Origin of the sequence: Caulobacter vibrioides (genome assembly GCF_002310375.3) — a bacterium.
Classification (GTDB): Bacteria; Pseudomonadota; Alphaproteobacteria; order Caulobacterales; family Caulobacteraceae; genus Caulobacter; species Caulobacter vibrioides_D.
In genome coordinates this window covers 483,686-499,178 of sequence record NZ_CP023315.3, presented here as the reverse complement: position 1 = coordinate 499,178, position 15,493 = coordinate 483,686, and the positions used below count along the sequence as shown (strand labels likewise).

The window sequence follows — 15,493 nt, the reverse complement described above, 5'->3', positions numbered from 1 at the left end:
ACCCCAACCGCTGCGCGCCCCTAGGGTGCGGCCAGGTTTTCGGGGAACTCACCATGATCAGCGATCGTGCATCGTCGGTTCTCGCCGTCTTTGCAGCGGCGTGCGCCTGGACGTCTGGAGCCGAGGCGGCGCCGAAGCCGAGCCTGGACACCTATCGTCTCGCGCCCGTGGTGGAGGACGGAAAGGTTCGCGCCGTTTCGGTGACGATCACCTTGCCCGCCGACGCCGATGGCGAAACCCGTCTGCGACTGCCAACCGAATGGGGCGGAGGCGAGCGTCTTTGGCGGTTTCTGAAGGATCCCGCCGTGACGGGCGGTCAGCTTTCAAGGCCTGACGAAAAGACATGGGTCATCACGTCGAAGCCCCGCGCGCGCCTCACGGTTCGCTATCAAGTCGTCAGCGCCTACGACGGTCCGCCGCCGCCCGACGGTCCCAACTACGGCCAGCCCATCATCGGTCCAGACGGCTTCTATCTGATCGGCCATACGATCTTTGTAGCGCCGGAAGGCCGGGAGACCGACACGGCGCGGTTCTCCTGGGACGCCGCAGGCTCTTCCTTGCGATTGAGCACCGACCTATCCCCGCTTGAGAACACGCCTGGCTCCATCGAACGCCTGGGCCCCAGCGTCCTGATGGCCTATCCGGATCTGGTCGAAACACGCCGGGACGTCGACGGCGCGCCGCTGACGGTGGCCATGCGCGGCCAATTCAATTTCACCGCCGAGGCGTTCGCAGACATGGCGGCGCAATCGATCGGCGCCGTTCGCGCGTTCTGGGGCGATGGGCGCGACCCATTCCTGATCACCCTCGCCGGCCAGGCCGCGCCCCAAGGCTGGACTTCCTATCGCGGCACAGGACTGGACGACGCCTTCGCGGTGATCTCAACCCAGAACACCAAGCTCGAAGACTATCGGCTCTTCCTGACGCACGAGTATCTCCACACCTGGAACGCCGAAAGGCTTGGCGGCGCCATTCAGGGGCCAAGAGAGCCGGCTGGCTACTGGTTCAGTGAGGGGTTCACCGACTACTACGCTCGCCGACTGGCGCTCCGCTCGGGTCTCGTCGATCTGGAAACCTTCGCCGCCGCCTGGAACGAAGCGCTGGAAGCCTATGCGACGTCGTCGGCGATCGGCGCGACCAACGACCAGATCGTCGCCAAGTTCTGGAGCGACAAGGCCATGCAGAAGCTGCCCTATCAGCGCGGCGCGCAACTGGCGGTGCTGATAGAGACCAAGCTGAAACCTAAGGGCGGGCTTGATCGTGTGATGCTGGCCATGCGCGATCAGGCGGCGAGACAACAAGGCTCACGCCGCCTTTCCGCGCCAGAGACCTTTATCCCCGTCGCCCGGAAACTCGCCGGCGTTGACCTGACGCCGGAGCTCGATCGTTTCGTGACCGGGGGCGAGCGGATACTGCTCCCGTCCGACGCCTTCGGAGGGTGCCTGACCGTCGAGACCCTGACGCGACCGGCCTACTGGCTGGGCCTCGATCTCGCCGAGACCGGCAGGGGCCGAATGATCGCCGGCGTCGATCCTGCTGGCCCGGCCCACGCGGCGGGTCTGCGCGACGGCATGAAGTACCTGGGTCGGCAAGGCGGCAAGCCGGGCGACAGCTCGATCGAGATCGGACTGGCGATCGAGGAAAACGGCAAGCCTCGCGTGATCCGGTTTCTGCCGAAGGGACCGGGCGAGGTCACCGTACAACGGATCAAGCTTCCGGCGACGCTTGCGCCGGACGCGCGGTCCGCGTGCGTGAAAGCCGTAGCGGGCTAGAGCATTTTTCGAGCGAAGTGGTTCCGGTTCGCGTGAAGAAAAATGCGTCGAGACAAACGACTAGAGCTCGCGGCCTGACGCAGTCAGGTCGCGAAACGCTCTAGTCAGGCGATGATGTCCGGCGTCAGGAGATCTTCCAGACGGCCGATCTCGTCCTTCAAGGCCAACTTCTTCCGCTTCAGCCGCGCGATCTGCAGCATGTCGGGCTGGAAACGATCTTCCAGCGCGCGGATCGCGTCGTCGAGGTCCTTGTGGTCCTCGCGCAGGTCGGCGAGGCGACGTTCGATCGCAATGTCGGTATCGTCCGACGGATCATCGTCGTTCATGGACGTCATCTCGGTGGGGCCCCTTCAGGCTCATAGATAGCAAAGGCTGACGAGCGGTAAAGGCGCTCAGCCACGCGCCGTTTCGAGCGCCAGGGCCAGCCTCTCCAGCGCAGCGCGGCGAGGCGGATCGCCGGACGCTTCCGCAGCCGCCACAAGACCCTCTACAACGCTCGCAGGGGCCGTCGGCGGCCCCGCCAGCGCCTCGAGGCTCTCCATCAGCACACGCTCGCCCCGCAGCTCCACGGCCTTCACAGCCTCGCGGAAGGCTTCCTTGCCGATCTCATCGAGGGGGGGCCTCGGCGCCTTGAGCGCGCGACGCACGCCGCGCAAGGGCGCTCCGACATCCCTGTCCCAACCACGCATGACACCAGCGGCGATTTTCAAGTCCGCCGCCCTGCCCTGCTCCGCCATCCAGGCGGCCCAGAGCAGGTAGGGTACGTTCTGACCGTGGGCGTCCTGCAGATGCAGGCACGCCTCTGCGACAGGTTGACGCGCATAGGCGTCCAAAGCCCAATCCCAAAGCCCTTTGGTCGCGCCCATCGCGTTAACCTTCTCCCTTGCCCGTGATGGTCTCCATGTCCTCGCCCCAGCGCTTCACGGGTCGCCAGGAGAGACCAAAGAGATCGAGCACACGGCCCACCGACTGATCGACCATCTCCTCGATCGAGCTTGGTTTGGCGTAGAGGGCCGGCAACGGCGGCGCGATCACCGCGCCCATCTCCGCCAGGCTGGTCATGGTGCGCAGGTGACCCAAATGGAAAGGCGTCTCGCGCACCATCAGCACCAGGGTCCGTCGCTCTTTCAAGACCACATCGGCCGCGCGGGTCAGCAGCGAAGACGTTACGCCCGTTGCGATTTCGCTCATCGTACGGACAGAACAGGGCGCGACGAGCATGCCCAGCGTCCGGAACGAACCCGACGCGATCGAGGCGCCGACATCCGCGACGCGATGCACCACATCGGCCTTGGCGTTCACGTCCGAAACCGAAAGCCCGGCCTCCTGGGCGAGGGTCAAGGCGGCGGACTTGGACATCACAAGATGGCTCTCGACACCCAAATCCCGACAGGCGTCGAGCGCACGGAGACCGTAGGCCACGCCGGAAGCCCCTGTTATGCCCACCACGAGACGCGGGCGATCAGCGTTTTTCGAACCATCCGACATGGTGAATTTCTGTCCGTATTGGGAGCAAGCCACGCCACGTCAAGCGGGGCCGATTGCAATCATATGTGATCTGACAGCGCCGCGCAGCGGGTGTTCACTTTCCTCTCCACCAGCAAGGAGCCGAGAGCCATGGCCATCGAATCCCGTATCCGCGAGCTTGGGTCCCGTCACGAGAACCTCGATCGCAAGATTCAGGAGGAGACCAATCGACCCGGTAGCGACGGAACGGCGCTCAGGGAGCTTAAACGGCGGAAATTGCGGCTGAAGGAAGAGATCGAGGGCCTCAAGGCTCGAATGCACTAGAGCCTGTCGGGTTTAGATGGAACCATCTAAACCCGATAAACAGGCTCGAAAATCAAACATTTAGAGCCCCTTTCAACGCTTCAGATGACTCCATCTAAAGCTAAAGGGCTCTAGCTGCTAAAAGCAGCCGAAAAACGAGAGGCCCCGCTCCAAGAAGGAACGGGGCCTCTGATTTTTCCGCGACGCCTCAACCCGATCTCCCCGGCGAATGCCGGGGCCCAGATAGAAGAGCGACTAGGCGAGTTCCAAAAGCTCCGAGTTCTTCCCATCAGCCCAAGCAGGTCGGGCTGGACCCCGGCATTCGCCGGGGAGGTCGGATGTCTTAGTCCTCGTCTTCCTCGTCGACATAGCCCGTCGACTGGCCAAACACGTCCTCGGCCTTGAGGTCGCCGCGCTTGGCGCGGAAGTCTTCTTCCTCTTCCTCGACCTCGGGCTCGAACTGGCCCTCTTCCGAGGCGGGACGCAGGGTCGGGTCTTCCGGCAGGATGCCCTTCTTCAGGTCGTCCTTGGCCTTCTTCTCGGCGGCCTTCTTGACGAGGGCGTCCAGCTCCAGCTGGCCGACCAGGCCCAGAGTCACCGGATCGACTGGCTTGATGTTGGCCGCGTTCCAGTGGGTGCGGGCGCGGACCTGCTCGATCGTGGCCTTGGTGGTGCCCAGGATCTTGGAGATCTGGGCGTCGGTCACTTCGGGGTGGTGGCGCAGGAACCAGGCGATGGCGTCCGGACGGTCCTGACGACGCGACACCGGCGTGTAGCGCGGGGCCTTCTTCTGCGGCTTCAAGAGTTCGGCGTGGCGGCTGACCTGGGCCTTCATCCGGTAGTCCGGATTGGCCTGGGCGCGGTCCAGCTCCTCACGGGTCAGCTGGCCATTGCCGATCGGGTCGGCGCCGCGGATGTCGCGCGCCACTTCGCCGTCGGCGATGCCCCGCACTTCCAGCGGGTGCAGGCCGCAGAAATCGGCGATCTGCTCGAAGCTGAGCGAGGTGTTGTCCACCAACCAGACGGCGGTCGCCTTGGGCATCAGGATGTCGGACATGCGGTCCTCCAGAAATGACGGCGCCCGGCCTTTCGGCCGGGCGGGTTGTGGGTGAACGCTATAATCCGGTTCTCGTGAAAAGGGAACGGGGGACAAACGGTTACGGTCGTCGCATCTCGCAGATGGGTGCAAGCGCTCCGGTTGCCGCGACGCTACCTCCCTGAGGAGGAGAACGGCGGATCAGGATCATCAGCCACCCAAGAAAGAGCCTTCTCAGCGTCATTGAGGTGCATGAGCATGCCTTCAATCCACCTGCCGTGATAGGCGGCCTTAGAGCCGTTAGCTTTCACGTCTTGAGCAACCTCTATAAGCCCTTTAGCCGCGTCCTCAATGACGAGCAGAGCCTCCATAGCCCGCACGGGGAAAGCTCTGGAAAGCATCAACTCAGCAGATCGCAACCTACGCCTTCCCTGCCCTTCCCATTGGTTACAGTAGTAGAGGATAGACACACTGGGAAGCTGGGCCATCTTCGGCAAGATACGATCGACCCCCTCTATACTCTCCCTTAAAGAGTGTATAGAAATTATCGATAATCGACAAATTTTAACTTCTTCTGACCTGCGAATTTCATTCTGATGCCGCGTTTCTCTTCTCGATATCCAAATCGCAGCAAATATGGCGACGACAGAAAAGAACGCCTGAGCCCAGGCGGCCGAAACTTCAGTGCCAAGACGCCTTAGTATTGCGGGTGAGCGCTCCCAAAATGCTATTGCCGAAACAGCGATAGGAAAAAGAAAGGCGTATGCCGCCGCGAAAATCCAAGCGCAATCTAACCGGCTGCGACTACGCATTTCACCTTCCAGAGCTCATTTTCTCGCGAGAGCGCTCCTAGTCTTTCTGGAACTATAGCACCAGCACCACCTTGCCCACATGCTCGCCCGCCTCCAAGTGCGCATGCGCCTTGGCGGCTTCGGCGAGCGGGAAGGTCGCATCGACGATCGGCTTCAGCTTGCCGGCCGCCACCCAGGGCCAGACGACGCGCTCGACCTCGGCGGCCAGACGCGCCTTCTCGTCGGCCGAGCGGGGACGCAAGGTCGAGCCGGTGATCACGGCGCGCTTCTGCATGATTTTCATCACCGGAACCTCCAGCGTCGAGCCGCCGAGGCTGGCGATGTAGACGATGCGGCCGCCGGTGCTCAGGGCGTCGAGGTTCTTCTCGAAATAGCTGGCCCCGACCATGTCGAGGATCACGTCCGCCCCGCCGGCCGCCTTGACGATCTCCGCGAAATCTTCGGCCTTGGTGTCGACGGCGATGTCGGCGCCCAGTTCAAGCGCCTTGGCCTTCTTGTCGGCGCCGCGTCCGGTGGCGATCACCTTGGCGCCGGCGGCCTTGGCCATGGCGATGGCGGTTGTTCCGATTCCGGACGTTCCACCGTGAACCAGCAGCGTCTCGCCGACCTTCAACGCGCCATGCTCGAAGACGTTGGCGAAGACCGTAAACACCGTCTCGGGCAGGGCGGCGGCCTGGACGAGATCCAGGTCCCCCGGGATCGGCAGCGCATGGCGGGCGTCGACCACGGCGTACTCGGCGTAACCGCCGCCGCCCAGCAGGGCGCAGACCTTGTCGCCCGCCTTCCAGCGCCCCACGCCGATCACGACCTCGCCAGCCACCTCCAAGCCCAGGGTCACGGGCGCGCCGGGCGGCGGCGGGTAGAAGCCCATGCGCTGCAGGAGGTCTGGACGGTTCACCCCCGCCGCCGACACCTTGATCAGGATCTCACCCGGTCCCGCCGCAGGACGTTCAATGGCGGTGGCGTGCAGCGCCTGCGCCGGTCCCTTGCCGCCGTCGATCGCGATCGCCGTCATCGTTTCGGCCATGCCGGGCTCCCTCGTGATGCTTGCCTTGCGGCCTAGGTAGGCGTCAGATGTCGCACGGAAAAGGGAGAAAAGCCGATGTTCGAGGAGCCTGCGGAAGCCCGCGCCTTCAGCGGACGTGCTTTGAACGAGGCGACCCACGAGGACCTGGAGGTCTACGGCGTCTCGGAACTGGAAGAGCGGATCGAAGCGCTGCAGGCTGAGATCGAGCGCACCAAGGCCCATCTGGCCAAGAAAAAGGCCGGGCGAGATGCGGCCAATGCGCTGTTTGGTCGCCTCGACTAACGGTTCCTTTAAGGTTTCGGTGAGGTTACTGGCGGCTTAAGGCGGCCTTTCGTCTTAAGAGTTTGTGTGGGTCGGTTCGAAGGGGCGGGTCGCGAAACGGGACGGTTGGCTCTGGCACGGGCGTTGCAGTTCGGCATCCAAGCGAGACGTCCTCGCGGCCTTTCGAAGGGGCATTGAGTAGCTATGACCGAAGTGAACGCGTTCGCGGACACGCCTTGGCGCGCTGGAGTGATCCAGGATTTCGCGCGATCGGAACTGTTTGACCGGACGTTCGAGGAAGGGATGCAGCTGGTCGAGGAGACCGCCGCCTATCTCGACGGGGCCGGACGCCATGACAGCAAGGTCCTCTCCCGCAACGCCGCGCTGGGCTACGCCACCGAGAGCATGCGATTGACCACGCGCCTGATGCAGGTGGCCTCCTGGCTGCTGGTGCAGCGCGCCGTCCGCGAGGGCGAGATGCCGCCCGAAGCCGCGTGCGCCGAAGCCTATCGCCTGGGCGAGGAAGCCGCCGCCGACGGCCCGGCCGTTGAGGAGCTGCCCTTTGGTCTGATGAACCTGCTGCAGCGCTCCGAGCGGCTCTATGAGCGCGTCCGCCACCTGGACCGTCGCATGTACGTGGAGTCGCCGAACGAGGAAGCGCCGCGTCCGGTTCAGAACCAGCTCGATCGCCTGACGGCGGCGTTCGGGGGCTAAGGCCCCCGCCCCTATTTCCCGAACCGTATCCTGGCCAGCGCGGAGACCATCTCGCTGGCCAGATCCATCGGCTTGAGACCCGCCTTCCACTTCTCGAAGGCCATCACGTTGTCGATCCGCGCGTCCAGATGCGACAGCGCCGAGACGCGCCCCGAAGCCATGTCGACGGCCAGGGTGGAAATCAGGATTCCCGACAGGATCGCCCGCTTGGAATAGTGGTTCTCGTCAGTGGCGGTGTCGCCGGCCCAACGCCAGATCGCGTCAGCCGATTCCCAGGTAAGCCGCAGGGCGAGAGCCAGGTTGGTCGGAAAGGCCAGAAACGCGGCGAGCGGCCGCAGCGCATCGGCGTTTTCCTGCGCCGCGTCGAGCCGGGCGATCACGCCCTCGCGAATCCGCTGGCGAATTTTCAAGGCGGCGACATCGAAGGCCTCAAGGCGCTCCAGCGCCGCGGCGTCATGGCGTCGCGACAAAAGGGCGGCCAAGTCGCGAGGGCCTTCAGGCAGCAACAGCTGCCCCTCGGCCCCGGAAAGGCCCGCCGCAGCGAGCGCGCGACTGACGAGTCCCGCGTTCCAGCCGGCTTTGGGCGCTAGGCGCAGCGCCTCATCCAGAACGCGTTGTTCGGCCAGATCGGCCCAGTTTGCGCCAGCTTGATCGGAAGCTTGGCCGGAGGTGTCGACGGTTTCGCTCATGAATCCGAGTCTACACCGTGGTTTAGGCCGCGTCGCGCATGGACAGCGGCCGTTGGCTCTGCTATCAGCCCCGCCTCATCGCCTGGAAGCACCCCTTCCGGGGCACTGGTTTTATTCGCCCGCCCGGCCCCTCAAGAGGGACTTGGGAATTTTGGTCGGGCTGTCGAATGGAGAGATACCCCTGGTCCAGATTTTCGTCCGCGACAACAACGTCGATCAGGCCCTGAAGGCTCTGAAGAAGAAGATGCAACGCGAAGGCTCGTTCCGCGAAATGAAGCGGCACGTGCATTATGAAAAGCCGTCGGAAAAGCGCGCGCGCCAAAAGGCCGAAGCGGTCCGTCGCGCTCGCAAGCTGGCCCGCAAGCGCGCTCAGCGTGAAGGCCTGCTGCCGATGCCGAAGAAGCCCAGCCGGTAAGACCTGGGCGTCTTCACATCGCTGAAGAATTCGAAGGCCGCGCGGTAATCCGCGCGGCCTTCGTCGTTTCTGGTTCAGACCGTCGAGGACCTACCCCGCCTGCTTGCGGGCGATCCGGCCGATCAGGGTCTTCAGGTCAATCTTCCCCGTCGCCAGCGCCCCGACGTGGAACGCTCGGGTCGAGAACGCCACCAGGGCGACCGTCGTCACCGCCATGAGAATAGTCGTTCCCACCACCTGAACCAGCGGCGGATCGCCCGCGATGCGCACCGGCATCAGGAACGGCGTGAACGGCGGAATCCAGGACAGGGTCGAGAGAATCGGCGAGTCTGGCGAGCGGATCGCCTGGCTCATGAAGATGATCGGGATCGACATCACCAGGATGATCGGACCCAGCAGGGTCTGGGCGTCGCGCTGGGTCTCACAGAAGGCGCCAATGCCCGCGAACAGCGCCGCGTACATCAGGTACCCCCCCACCAGATAGACCCCGAAATAGGCCAGCAGACCCTTGCCCAGCAGCACCGCGACCAAGTCGCCGGCCAAGCCCGGGGCGAAGTTGATGAGGGCCGCCCAGCCCGCCATGGCCCATACGCCCATGACCGTCAGGGTCAGCCCCGCAACCCCGAGAATCTTGCCGCCCATGATCTCCGGGACCGAGGCGGACGACAGCAGAACCTCGAGGATCTTGCTCGACTTTTCCTCGATGACGCTGTTCAGCAGGATGCTGGCGCCGGTCATGACCATCGACCACAACAGAAAGCCGGCGGCGAGCCCGACAAAGGTCGGCAGCCGGTCGCGCAGCGCGACCTTCGCGCCCGAAGCCGCCTTGGGCGACAAGCTGTTGAAGGCGGGTTTGAGGGCGTCGGCTTCGCTCAGGGTCTGCGCCGAAACACCCGCCCGAGCGAGCGCCCGTTCGCGCATGATCTCGCTGACGGTCTGACGCAGGTCGCCCTCCAGAACGGGCGCGGCGAGGTTCCGGCTCCACAGGTCCATGGTCACGTCCGCATCGCGCCCGCTAATGATCAGCACCGAATCCAGGCGCTTCTCGGCGACTTCGCGGCGGGCGACGATCCCGGCTTCGGCCGGTGTCTTGGCGGCCAGAGTTTCCGGCGGCGGCGGCAGTATGATCGCATCGACCTTGGGCGGCTTGAAGCGCGCGGCGGCGGTCGGGTTGAACCGCTCCAGGGCTTCGCGCCCTGCAGCATCGCCTCCTTCAAGCTGCGCCTTACGGACGGCCTCTTGCGCTTCGGGGCCCGCCGCCGACAGCGCCGCAGCTCTTAGCGCCCTGGCGATCGCCCGGTTCTGATCCTCGGCCATCGCCTTGGTGATCGCCGGCGCGAACGCCTGGCCGGTCAGGTCAATAATGGCCAGCCGCTCGGGCTTGGCCGACTTCATCATCAGCAAGGGCGCGGAGGTGCTGATTCCCATCACCAGCGGCAAGGCGATGATCGACAACCAAAAACCGACCGTGCGGACATAGGCCAGGTACTCCCGGCGCGCGATTTTCAGCAGACGGCTCATGCCTGGCCTCCTGTCAGCACGATGAAGGCGTCATGCAGGGTGGGCTCTTTGAGCTCGAACCGCCGCAGCGACAGATCGCGAGCGAACGCGGCCTTCAGGGCGTCCTGCCCGGTTCCGACTTCAGGCAAACGGGCCACATGACGCCATCCCCCTTCGGCGAGGGGCTCGGAGACAACCTCGCCAAGGCCTGGCAAGGCCGCAACCTCCTCGGCGGACAGGTCGCCTTCCAGCACCAGCGCTCGCGGCGCCGCGCAACGGGCCGTAGCGACATCGCCGTCGAAGACCTTCCGGCCCCGCGCCATCAAGACGACCTTGTCGCAAAGGCGCTCGGCGTGCTGCATCACATGGGTGGAGAACAGCACGGTGGCGCCGCGCGCGGCGATCTCGCGGATCATCGCCTCCAAAGCCTGCTGGTTGACGGGATCCAGGCCCGAGAAGGGCTCATCAAGCACGACCAGCGCCGGTTCGTGCGCCAAGGCCGACAGAAGCTGGACCTTCTGCGCCATCCCCTTGGAGAGATCCTTGATCGGCCGCTTCATCGCAAAGCCCAGACCCTGGGCCTCCAGCAGCGCCGTGGCCCGCTTGCGACCCTCGGCTTCGGGCACGCCCTTCAATCCGGCGAAAAACGCGATCGCGTCGATCGGCGTCATGCGCTTGTAGAGGCCGCGCTCCTCGGGGAGAAAACCGATCCGGTCGCGAACCTTCGTCGCGTCCTCGGCGCCCAGCACCGATATACGCCCTGCGGAGGGCGGCAGCAGGCCCAGGATCATGCGGAGGGTTGATGTCTTGCCCGCGCCGTTAGGCCCGAGGAATCCGGTGATCCGCCCGGCGGGGACCTCGAAACTGACGTCCCGCACGGCATGGAAGTCATCGTAGGTCTTGCTGACCCCTTCCAGGGTTACGGCGCTGACCATGAGACGGCTCTCCGAATCGATCCTACGCTCTGGTTGTATCAGCCCTTTTCGCGAGCGTCGGCTACGAAGGCGATGGCTCGAACAATGCGGTCGGCGAAGCGTCGCCCGATCAGCAGCTGGTGCGTGGCCGCCTCGACATGGTCGACATAGCCATGCACGGCGCGGCGCGCGGGCGCAGCCTGCATGTCCTTCCGCAGTTCGCGGCCCGCGACGGGCCCGGCGGTCACCACCGCCATCGGCCACTTGGGATCGAACTGGGGCTGAGCGGCCGCCTGGGTCGAAGCCTCGGCCCACAGCCCCACCTCCTCGGCGGCGGTACGATTATGAAGACCGCTGGCGAACGCCCACCCCTTTTCAGCCTTGGCGGCCGGCGGCAGATCGATCTTGTCGCCGAGGCGCGTGTGGATGAGCGGCTTGTAGAGTCCGATCGAGGCGCCGAAGGCGGCCCATTTGGACACGCGCGCGAACGTCTTGATAAAGCCCTGCATCGACGGGTTGAGGGCCGCCTCGGGTGTCGCCGCATCCACCAGGACCAGGCCCGCGACCTGATCGGGATTGCGGCCGGCGTACTCGCGCAGACGGAGGCCCGCCATCGAGTGGCCGACCAGGATGTAGGGCCCCCGCTCTCCGGACGCCGCGACCAGTTTCTCGAAGTCCGAAACGATGGCGTGGCCGTCGCGAGGGCTTGGCCCCTTCGGAGAGAAACCCATGCCGGCGCGATCATAGGCGCACGACCGCCAGCCGGCGCTGGTCAACGCTTCTTGCGCCGCGCCCCAGTCCGCCGCGAAGCCAAAGGCTCCCGCCTCCAACCACACGATCGGTCGATCGCTGCTGGGCCCCTCGCAGACCAAGCGCAACGCGCGTCCAGGTTCGATCTCGACCATCTGGCCGCGAAGCTTCGGCGCGCCCGTCGCGCTCATCAGGCCACCAGCGGCGATGTAGAAGAAGAAGACAAGGGCAAGGCCCGCGACGCCACGACCGACAAACTGGATCATAGCGTCCAATGTAATCGCGGATCGCGCACGGTCGAGAGCGACGATAGGCCGTTGCGAACTTTAAATCGCGGCGTCGCTCAAACTTGACGCCGTTGGGTCGGCGGGCGCCGGCGCCGTAGCCACGGGGAGCGTCGCCTTGACTTGCCCATTCTTCAACCGCGCAAGTTCGACCTGTCGCTTCGCGGCCTTGGTCATGCCCGTCGGCCAACGCGACACGGTCGCCTTGTGGACCTTTCGCGACACGCGGCTCGCGGCTCGCAACGGCAGATCGTCGGCTTCGGCGAAGGTGCGGCCAAGGAAGAAGCTGGGATTGAGCGGCTTGTCACCTTTGCGGATCTCGAAATGGAGATGCGAGCCCGAGGACCGCCCCGAATTACCGACGAAGGCGACGATCTCGCCGCGTCGCAGATACGCACCGCGCTTCACGCCGCGCGCCGGACGGGCCAGATGCGCATACAGGGTCGAGAGGCCGCCCTTGTGCATCACCAGCACATAGCGGCCGTAGGTCGGGCTAACGCCGGTCGCCTTGACGACCCCGTTCGCTGCGACCTTCACGGCGGCGCCGGCGGGCGCGGCGATATCGACGCCCTGATGTAGACGACCGCTTTCTTCCCAGGGCAGCTGCCGCAGCCCGAAGGGCGAGTTGATGACCCGCCCTGGCAGCGGCGCGTCGAACACAAAGGCCGGTGGCGGCGACAGGACGTCAGGGTCAGGCTCGGGCGCCGGCTGAGCGTCCGCACGGCTTGCCTGGCTCATAGGGGCGCTCGCCACCCAACCACCCAGGGCGAGCGCGCCGTTCAGCGCACCCACCATCGCAGCGACGCCCAGCATCGAGAACAACGCGACCCGCAAGTGCTGCGGCGATAGGGCCAAGCTCCTAGAGACCAAAACCGCTTCCTCTTCGACGCTCGGTCAGTCGAGAGGACCGCGTCTGGGCGGCCTTGCTCTCATACTTGACCTTTCGGGATGGTGAATAGGCGGCATGCATAAATGTCGCATAAGGCGAAAACGGGGCTCATCTTAACCATTTGCAAACCATATATTTGCGCAAACCCCGCCGCAGTCAGATATATACTCACAACATTACAGGCATTTTAGAATATTAAGGCGCTGTAATTCTCTTAATTACACGTCATGACTGAGACGTAACGGGACTTCGCGAGAACCTGCAGGTATCCAATATTCATCGGCGCAACGAACTGCGCCCAACCAGAGGGATACTTCAAATGCGCAAGTTCATCATGAGCCTGACCACCGTCGCCACCCTGAGCCTCGCCGCCGTGCCGGTCCTGGGCCTGACGCAAGCCGCCAACGCCGCCGAGAGCGACCCGCGCGTGAGCATTGCAGTGTCTGACCTGAATCTGTCGAACCCCGCCCAGGCCGCCGTGTTCAAGGCCCGCGTCCAGCAAGCCGGCGAAACGATCTGCCGCGCGAAGCTGCGCAACAACACCCTGGACATGTCGTTCGGCCGCTGCCTGACCGAGGTTCAACGCGACGCTGACCGTCAGCTGTCCAAGCCCCAACGCCAGGCCCTGGCTCAAGCCAAGCAGGCCAGCGCGGTCGAGCTCGCCGCTCAGTGATCGCAAAAGCGACCGCCGCACCACACCCCACACCCCGCCCCGCGACAGAGGCCTCAGGTAACCCTGGGGCCTTTGTTTTGCGCGCACGAAAAAGACCCCGGCGTTTCCACCGGGGCCTTTGGGGTTTCGATACGACGCGGCCAGATCAAAGCCCTTTGAGGATCCCCTCGACCATCTTCTTGGCGTCGCCGAACAGCATCATCGTGTTGTCGCGGAAGAACAGCTCGTTCTCGACGCCCGCATAGCCAGAGGCCATGCCGCGCTTCACGAACAGCACCGTACGAGCCTTCTCCACGTCCAGGATCGGCATGCCGAAGATGGCGCTGGTCGGGTCGGTCTTGGCCGCCGGGTTGGTGACGTCGTTGGCGCCGATCACGAAGGCGACGTCCGCCGTCGAGAACTCGCTGTTGATGTCCTCCAGCTCGAAGACCTCGTCATAAGGCACGTTGGCTTCGGCCAGCAGCACGTTCATGTGGCCCGGCATGCGGCCGGCGACGGGGTGGATGGCGTACTTCACCTCGACGCCCTCCTCCTTCAGCTTGTCGGCCATTTCGCGCAGAGCATGCTGGGCCTGAGAGACGGCCATGCCGTAGCCCGGGACGATGATGACCTTCGAGGCGTTCTTCATGATGAAGGCCGCGTCGTCGGCCGAGCCCTGCTTGACGGGGCGCGTCTCGACCTTGCCGCCAGGGCCGGCGGCGGCGGCGTCAGCGCCGAAGCCGCCCAGGATCACCGAGACGAACGAACGGTTCATGCCCTTACACATGATGTAGGACAGGATCGCGCCCGACGAGCCGACCAGGGCGCCGGTGATGATGAGGGTGGTGTTCTCCAGCGTGAAGCCCAGGGCCGCCGCCGCCCAGCCGGAATAGCTGTTCAGCATCGACACCACGACGGGCATGTCCGCGCCGCCGATCGGGATGATCAGGGTGACGCCGATCAGCAGGCTCAGAGCGAAGATGCCCCAGAAGGCCCAGATCGCCGAACCGCCGCTGGCGACCAGCACCACGATCAGGGCCACGATGGCGACCGCGATGATGATGTTCAGCAGGTGACGCGCCGGCAGCAGGATCGGAGCCCCGCCCATGTTGCCGTTCAGCTTGGCGAAGGCGATGACCGAACCGGTGAAGGTGATGGCGCCGATGGCCAGACCCAGCGACAGCTCGATCAGGCTGCCCCCGTGGATGGCGCCGTCCGCACCCACGATGCCGTAGGCGGCGGGCGTATAGATGGCGGCCACGGCCACCAGACAGGCGGCCATGCCGACCAGGCTGTGGAAGGCGGCGACCAGCTGCGGCATCGAAGTCATGGCGACCTTGCGGGCGATCACCGCACCGACCGCGCCCCCGACGGCGACGCCGCCGAGGATCAGGCCCAGGGTCACGGCGTCCAGCGCGCCCTGGCTCCAGAGCGTGGCCAGGGTGGTGCCGACGGCGATGGCCATGCCGATCATGCCGTTACGGTTGCCCGCCTGGCTGGTCACCGGGCTGGACAGGCCGCGAAGGGCGAGGATGAACAGCACCCCCGAGACGATGTAGAGAATGGCGGCGAGATTGGCGTTCATGATCTTGTTCTCCCCCACAGGCCTTCAAAGAAGGCCTGATCCTATACTTGATCCAATTCCGCTCTGCGGAATTGGTGGCCGCTCACTTCTTCTCTTTCTTCTTGTACATCGCCAGCATGCGCTGGGTGACCAAGAAGCCGCCGAAGATGTTGACCGCCGCGAAGGCTGCAGCGATCGCGCCGGCCCCCTTGGAGATCCAGGTCGAGCCGGCGATGGCGCCGCCGGCCAGGTCGGAATTGGCGCCATGGGCCGCAGCGGCCAGCAGGGCGCCGACGATGATCACTGACGAAATGGCGTTGGTCACAGCCATCAGCGGCGTGTGCAGCGCGGGCGTCACGCTCCAGACGACGTAGTAGCCGACGAAAATGGCGAGCACGAAGATCGCCAGACGGAACACGGTGGGGTCTACGGCTTCCATGGGAG

General features: G+C 64.8%; 19 protein-coding genes. 6 read left to right on the top strand and 13 right to left on the bottom strand.

All coding sequences use genetic code 11. The annotated features are described in order from the left end of the window. The first annotated feature begins 53 nt into the window (after window positions 1-53). Window positions 54-1,772 (top strand): M61 family metallopeptidase, encoded by a 1,719-nt coding sequence (locus CA606_RS02435; protein ID WP_096052546.1) that lies wholly within the window; start codon window positions 54-56, stop codon window positions 1,770-1,772. A 104-nt stretch (window positions 1,773-1,876) separates the two neighbouring features. On the opposite strand, the gene CA606_RS02430 is transcribed toward CA606_RS02435, so the two are convergent. The 3 genes from CA606_RS02430 to CA606_RS02420 are packed head-to-tail and all read right to left on the bottom strand — an operon-like array spanning window position 1,877 to window position 3,260. Continuing rightward, the gene (locus CA606_RS02430) at window positions 1,877-2,107 is read right to left on the bottom strand and encodes a YdcH family protein (protein WP_096052547.1); all 231 of its coding nucleotides are present in this window, start codon (window positions 2,105-2,107) and stop codon (window positions 1,877-1,879) included. 57 nt (window positions 2,108-2,164) lie between these two features. After that, window positions 2,165-2,638 carry a TIGR02444 family protein gene (locus tag CA606_RS02425; protein WP_096052548.1) on the bottom strand — a complete coding sequence of 158 codons (474 nt, stop codon included), beginning with the start codon at window positions 2,636-2,638 and terminating at the stop codon, window positions 2,165-2,167. Window positions 2,639-2,642: 4 nt separating this feature from the next. Next, complete coding sequence (locus CA606_RS02420; protein WP_096052549.1) at window positions 2,643-3,260, bottom strand: UbiX family flavin prenyltransferase; 618 nt, start codon at window positions 3,258-3,260, stop codon at window positions 2,643-2,645. A 129-nt stretch (window positions 3,261-3,389) separates the two neighbouring features. On the opposite strand from CA606_RS02420, the gene CA606_RS02415 reads away from it, so the two are divergent. After that, window positions 3,390-3,563 carry a YdcH family protein gene (locus CA606_RS02415; protein WP_024265934.1) on the top strand — a complete coding sequence of 58 codons (174 nt, stop codon included), beginning with the start codon at window positions 3,390-3,392 and terminating at the stop codon, window positions 3,561-3,563. A 322-nt stretch (window positions 3,564-3,885) separates the two neighbouring features. Here CA606_RS02415 and CA606_RS02410 read toward each other — a convergent pair whose 3' ends face one another. From CA606_RS02410 to CA606_RS02400, 3 genes are all read right to left on the bottom strand, one after another. Beyond that, complete coding sequence (locus CA606_RS02410; protein ID WP_096052550.1) at window positions 3,886-4,599, bottom strand: DUF1013 domain-containing protein; 714 nt, start codon at window positions 4,597-4,599, stop codon at window positions 3,886-3,888. Between the two features lie 152 nt (window positions 4,600-4,751). Next, entirely contained in the window at window positions 4,752-5,390 is a 639-nt protein-coding gene (locus CA606_RS02405) for a hypothetical protein (protein ID WP_181242742.1), read from the bottom strand. 52 nt (window positions 5,391-5,442) lie between these two features. Beyond that, complete coding sequence (locus tag CA606_RS02400; RefSeq protein WP_096052552.1) at window positions 5,443-6,417, bottom strand: NAD(P)H-quinone oxidoreductase; 975 nt, start codon at window positions 6,415-6,417, stop codon at window positions 5,443-5,445. A gap of 75 nt (window positions 6,418-6,492) precedes the next feature. On the opposite strand from CA606_RS02400, the gene CA606_RS02395 reads away from it, so the two are divergent. Both CA606_RS02395 and rcdA read left to right on the top strand, forming a co-directional pair. Then, on the top strand, window positions 6,493-6,699 hold the full coding sequence (locus CA606_RS02395; RefSeq protein ID WP_096052553.1) for a DUF1192 domain-containing protein: 207 nt from the start codon (window positions 6,493-6,495) through the stop codon (window positions 6,697-6,699). 183 nt (window positions 6,700-6,882) lie between these two features. Beyond that, window positions 6,883-7,392 (top strand): protease adaptor protein RcdA, encoded by a 510-nt coding sequence (gene rcdA, locus CA606_RS02390; RefSeq protein WP_096052554.1) that lies wholly within the window; start codon window positions 6,883-6,885, stop codon window positions 7,390-7,392. Window positions 7,393-7,403: 11 nt separating this feature from the next. Here rcdA and CA606_RS02385 read toward each other — a convergent pair whose 3' ends face one another. Then, on the bottom strand, window positions 7,404-8,081 hold the full coding sequence (locus CA606_RS02385; protein WP_096052555.1) for a COQ9 family protein: 678 nt from the start codon (window positions 8,079-8,081) through the stop codon (window positions 7,404-7,406). 181 nt (window positions 8,082-8,262) lie between these two features. On the opposite strand from CA606_RS02385, the gene rpsU reads away from it, so the two are divergent. Next, window positions 8,263-8,496 (top strand): 30S ribosomal protein S21, encoded by a 234-nt coding sequence (gene rpsU / locus CA606_RS02380; protein WP_096053900.1) that lies wholly within the window; start codon window positions 8,263-8,265, stop codon window positions 8,494-8,496. Window positions 8,497-8,586: 90 nt separating this feature from the next. Here the strand turns inward: rpsU and CA606_RS02375 are convergent, their stop codons facing one another. Genes CA606_RS02375 through CA606_RS02360 form a run of 4 tightly spaced genes read right to left on the bottom strand, consistent with a single transcriptional unit; the run spans window position 8,587 to window position 12,757 of the window. Then, on the bottom strand, window positions 8,587-10,017 hold the full coding sequence (locus tag CA606_RS02375) for an ABC transporter permease (protein ID WP_096052556.1): 1,431 nt from the start codon (window positions 10,015-10,017) through the stop codon (window positions 8,587-8,589). Continuing rightward, on the bottom strand, window positions 10,014-10,931 hold the full coding sequence (locus CA606_RS02370; RefSeq protein ID WP_096052557.1) for an ABC transporter ATP-binding protein: 918 nt from the start codon (window positions 10,929-10,931) through the stop codon (window positions 10,014-10,016). The genes CA606_RS02375 and CA606_RS02370 overlap by 4 nt, the downstream gene beginning before the upstream one ends. 38 nt (window positions 10,932-10,969) lie before the next feature. After that, window positions 10,970-11,926, bottom strand: a complete 957-nt coding sequence (locus CA606_RS02365) for an alpha/beta fold hydrolase (RefSeq protein WP_096052558.1) — start codon at window positions 11,924-11,926, stop codon at window positions 10,970-10,972. A 60-nt stretch (window positions 11,927-11,986) separates the two neighbouring features. After that, window positions 11,987-12,757 carry a M23 family metallopeptidase gene (locus CA606_RS02360; protein WP_096053901.1) on the bottom strand — a complete coding sequence of 257 codons (771 nt, stop codon included), beginning with the start codon at window positions 12,755-12,757 and terminating at the stop codon, window positions 11,987-11,989. 395 nt (window positions 12,758-13,152) lie between these two features. Here CA606_RS02360 and CA606_RS02355 point away from each other — a divergent pair, with 395 nt between their 5' ends. Then, window positions 13,153-13,506 carry a UrcA family protein gene (locus CA606_RS02355; protein ID WP_096052559.1) on the top strand — a complete coding sequence of 118 codons (354 nt, stop codon included), beginning with the start codon at window positions 13,153-13,155 and terminating at the stop codon, window positions 13,504-13,506. Between the two features lie 145 nt (window positions 13,507-13,651). On the opposite strand, the gene CA606_RS02350 is transcribed toward CA606_RS02355, so the two are convergent. Next, window positions 13,652-15,070 (bottom strand): NAD(P)(+) transhydrogenase (Re/Si-specific) subunit beta, encoded by a 1,419-nt coding sequence (locus CA606_RS02350; RefSeq protein WP_096052560.1) that lies wholly within the window; start codon window positions 15,068-15,070, stop codon window positions 13,652-13,654. 82 nt (window positions 15,071-15,152) lie between these two features. Then, complete coding sequence (locus CA606_RS02345) at window positions 15,153-15,488, bottom strand: proton-translocating transhydrogenase family protein (RefSeq protein WP_096052561.1); 336 nt, start codon at window positions 15,486-15,488, stop codon at window positions 15,153-15,155. Between the last annotated feature and the right edge of the window lie 5 nt (window positions 15,489-15,493).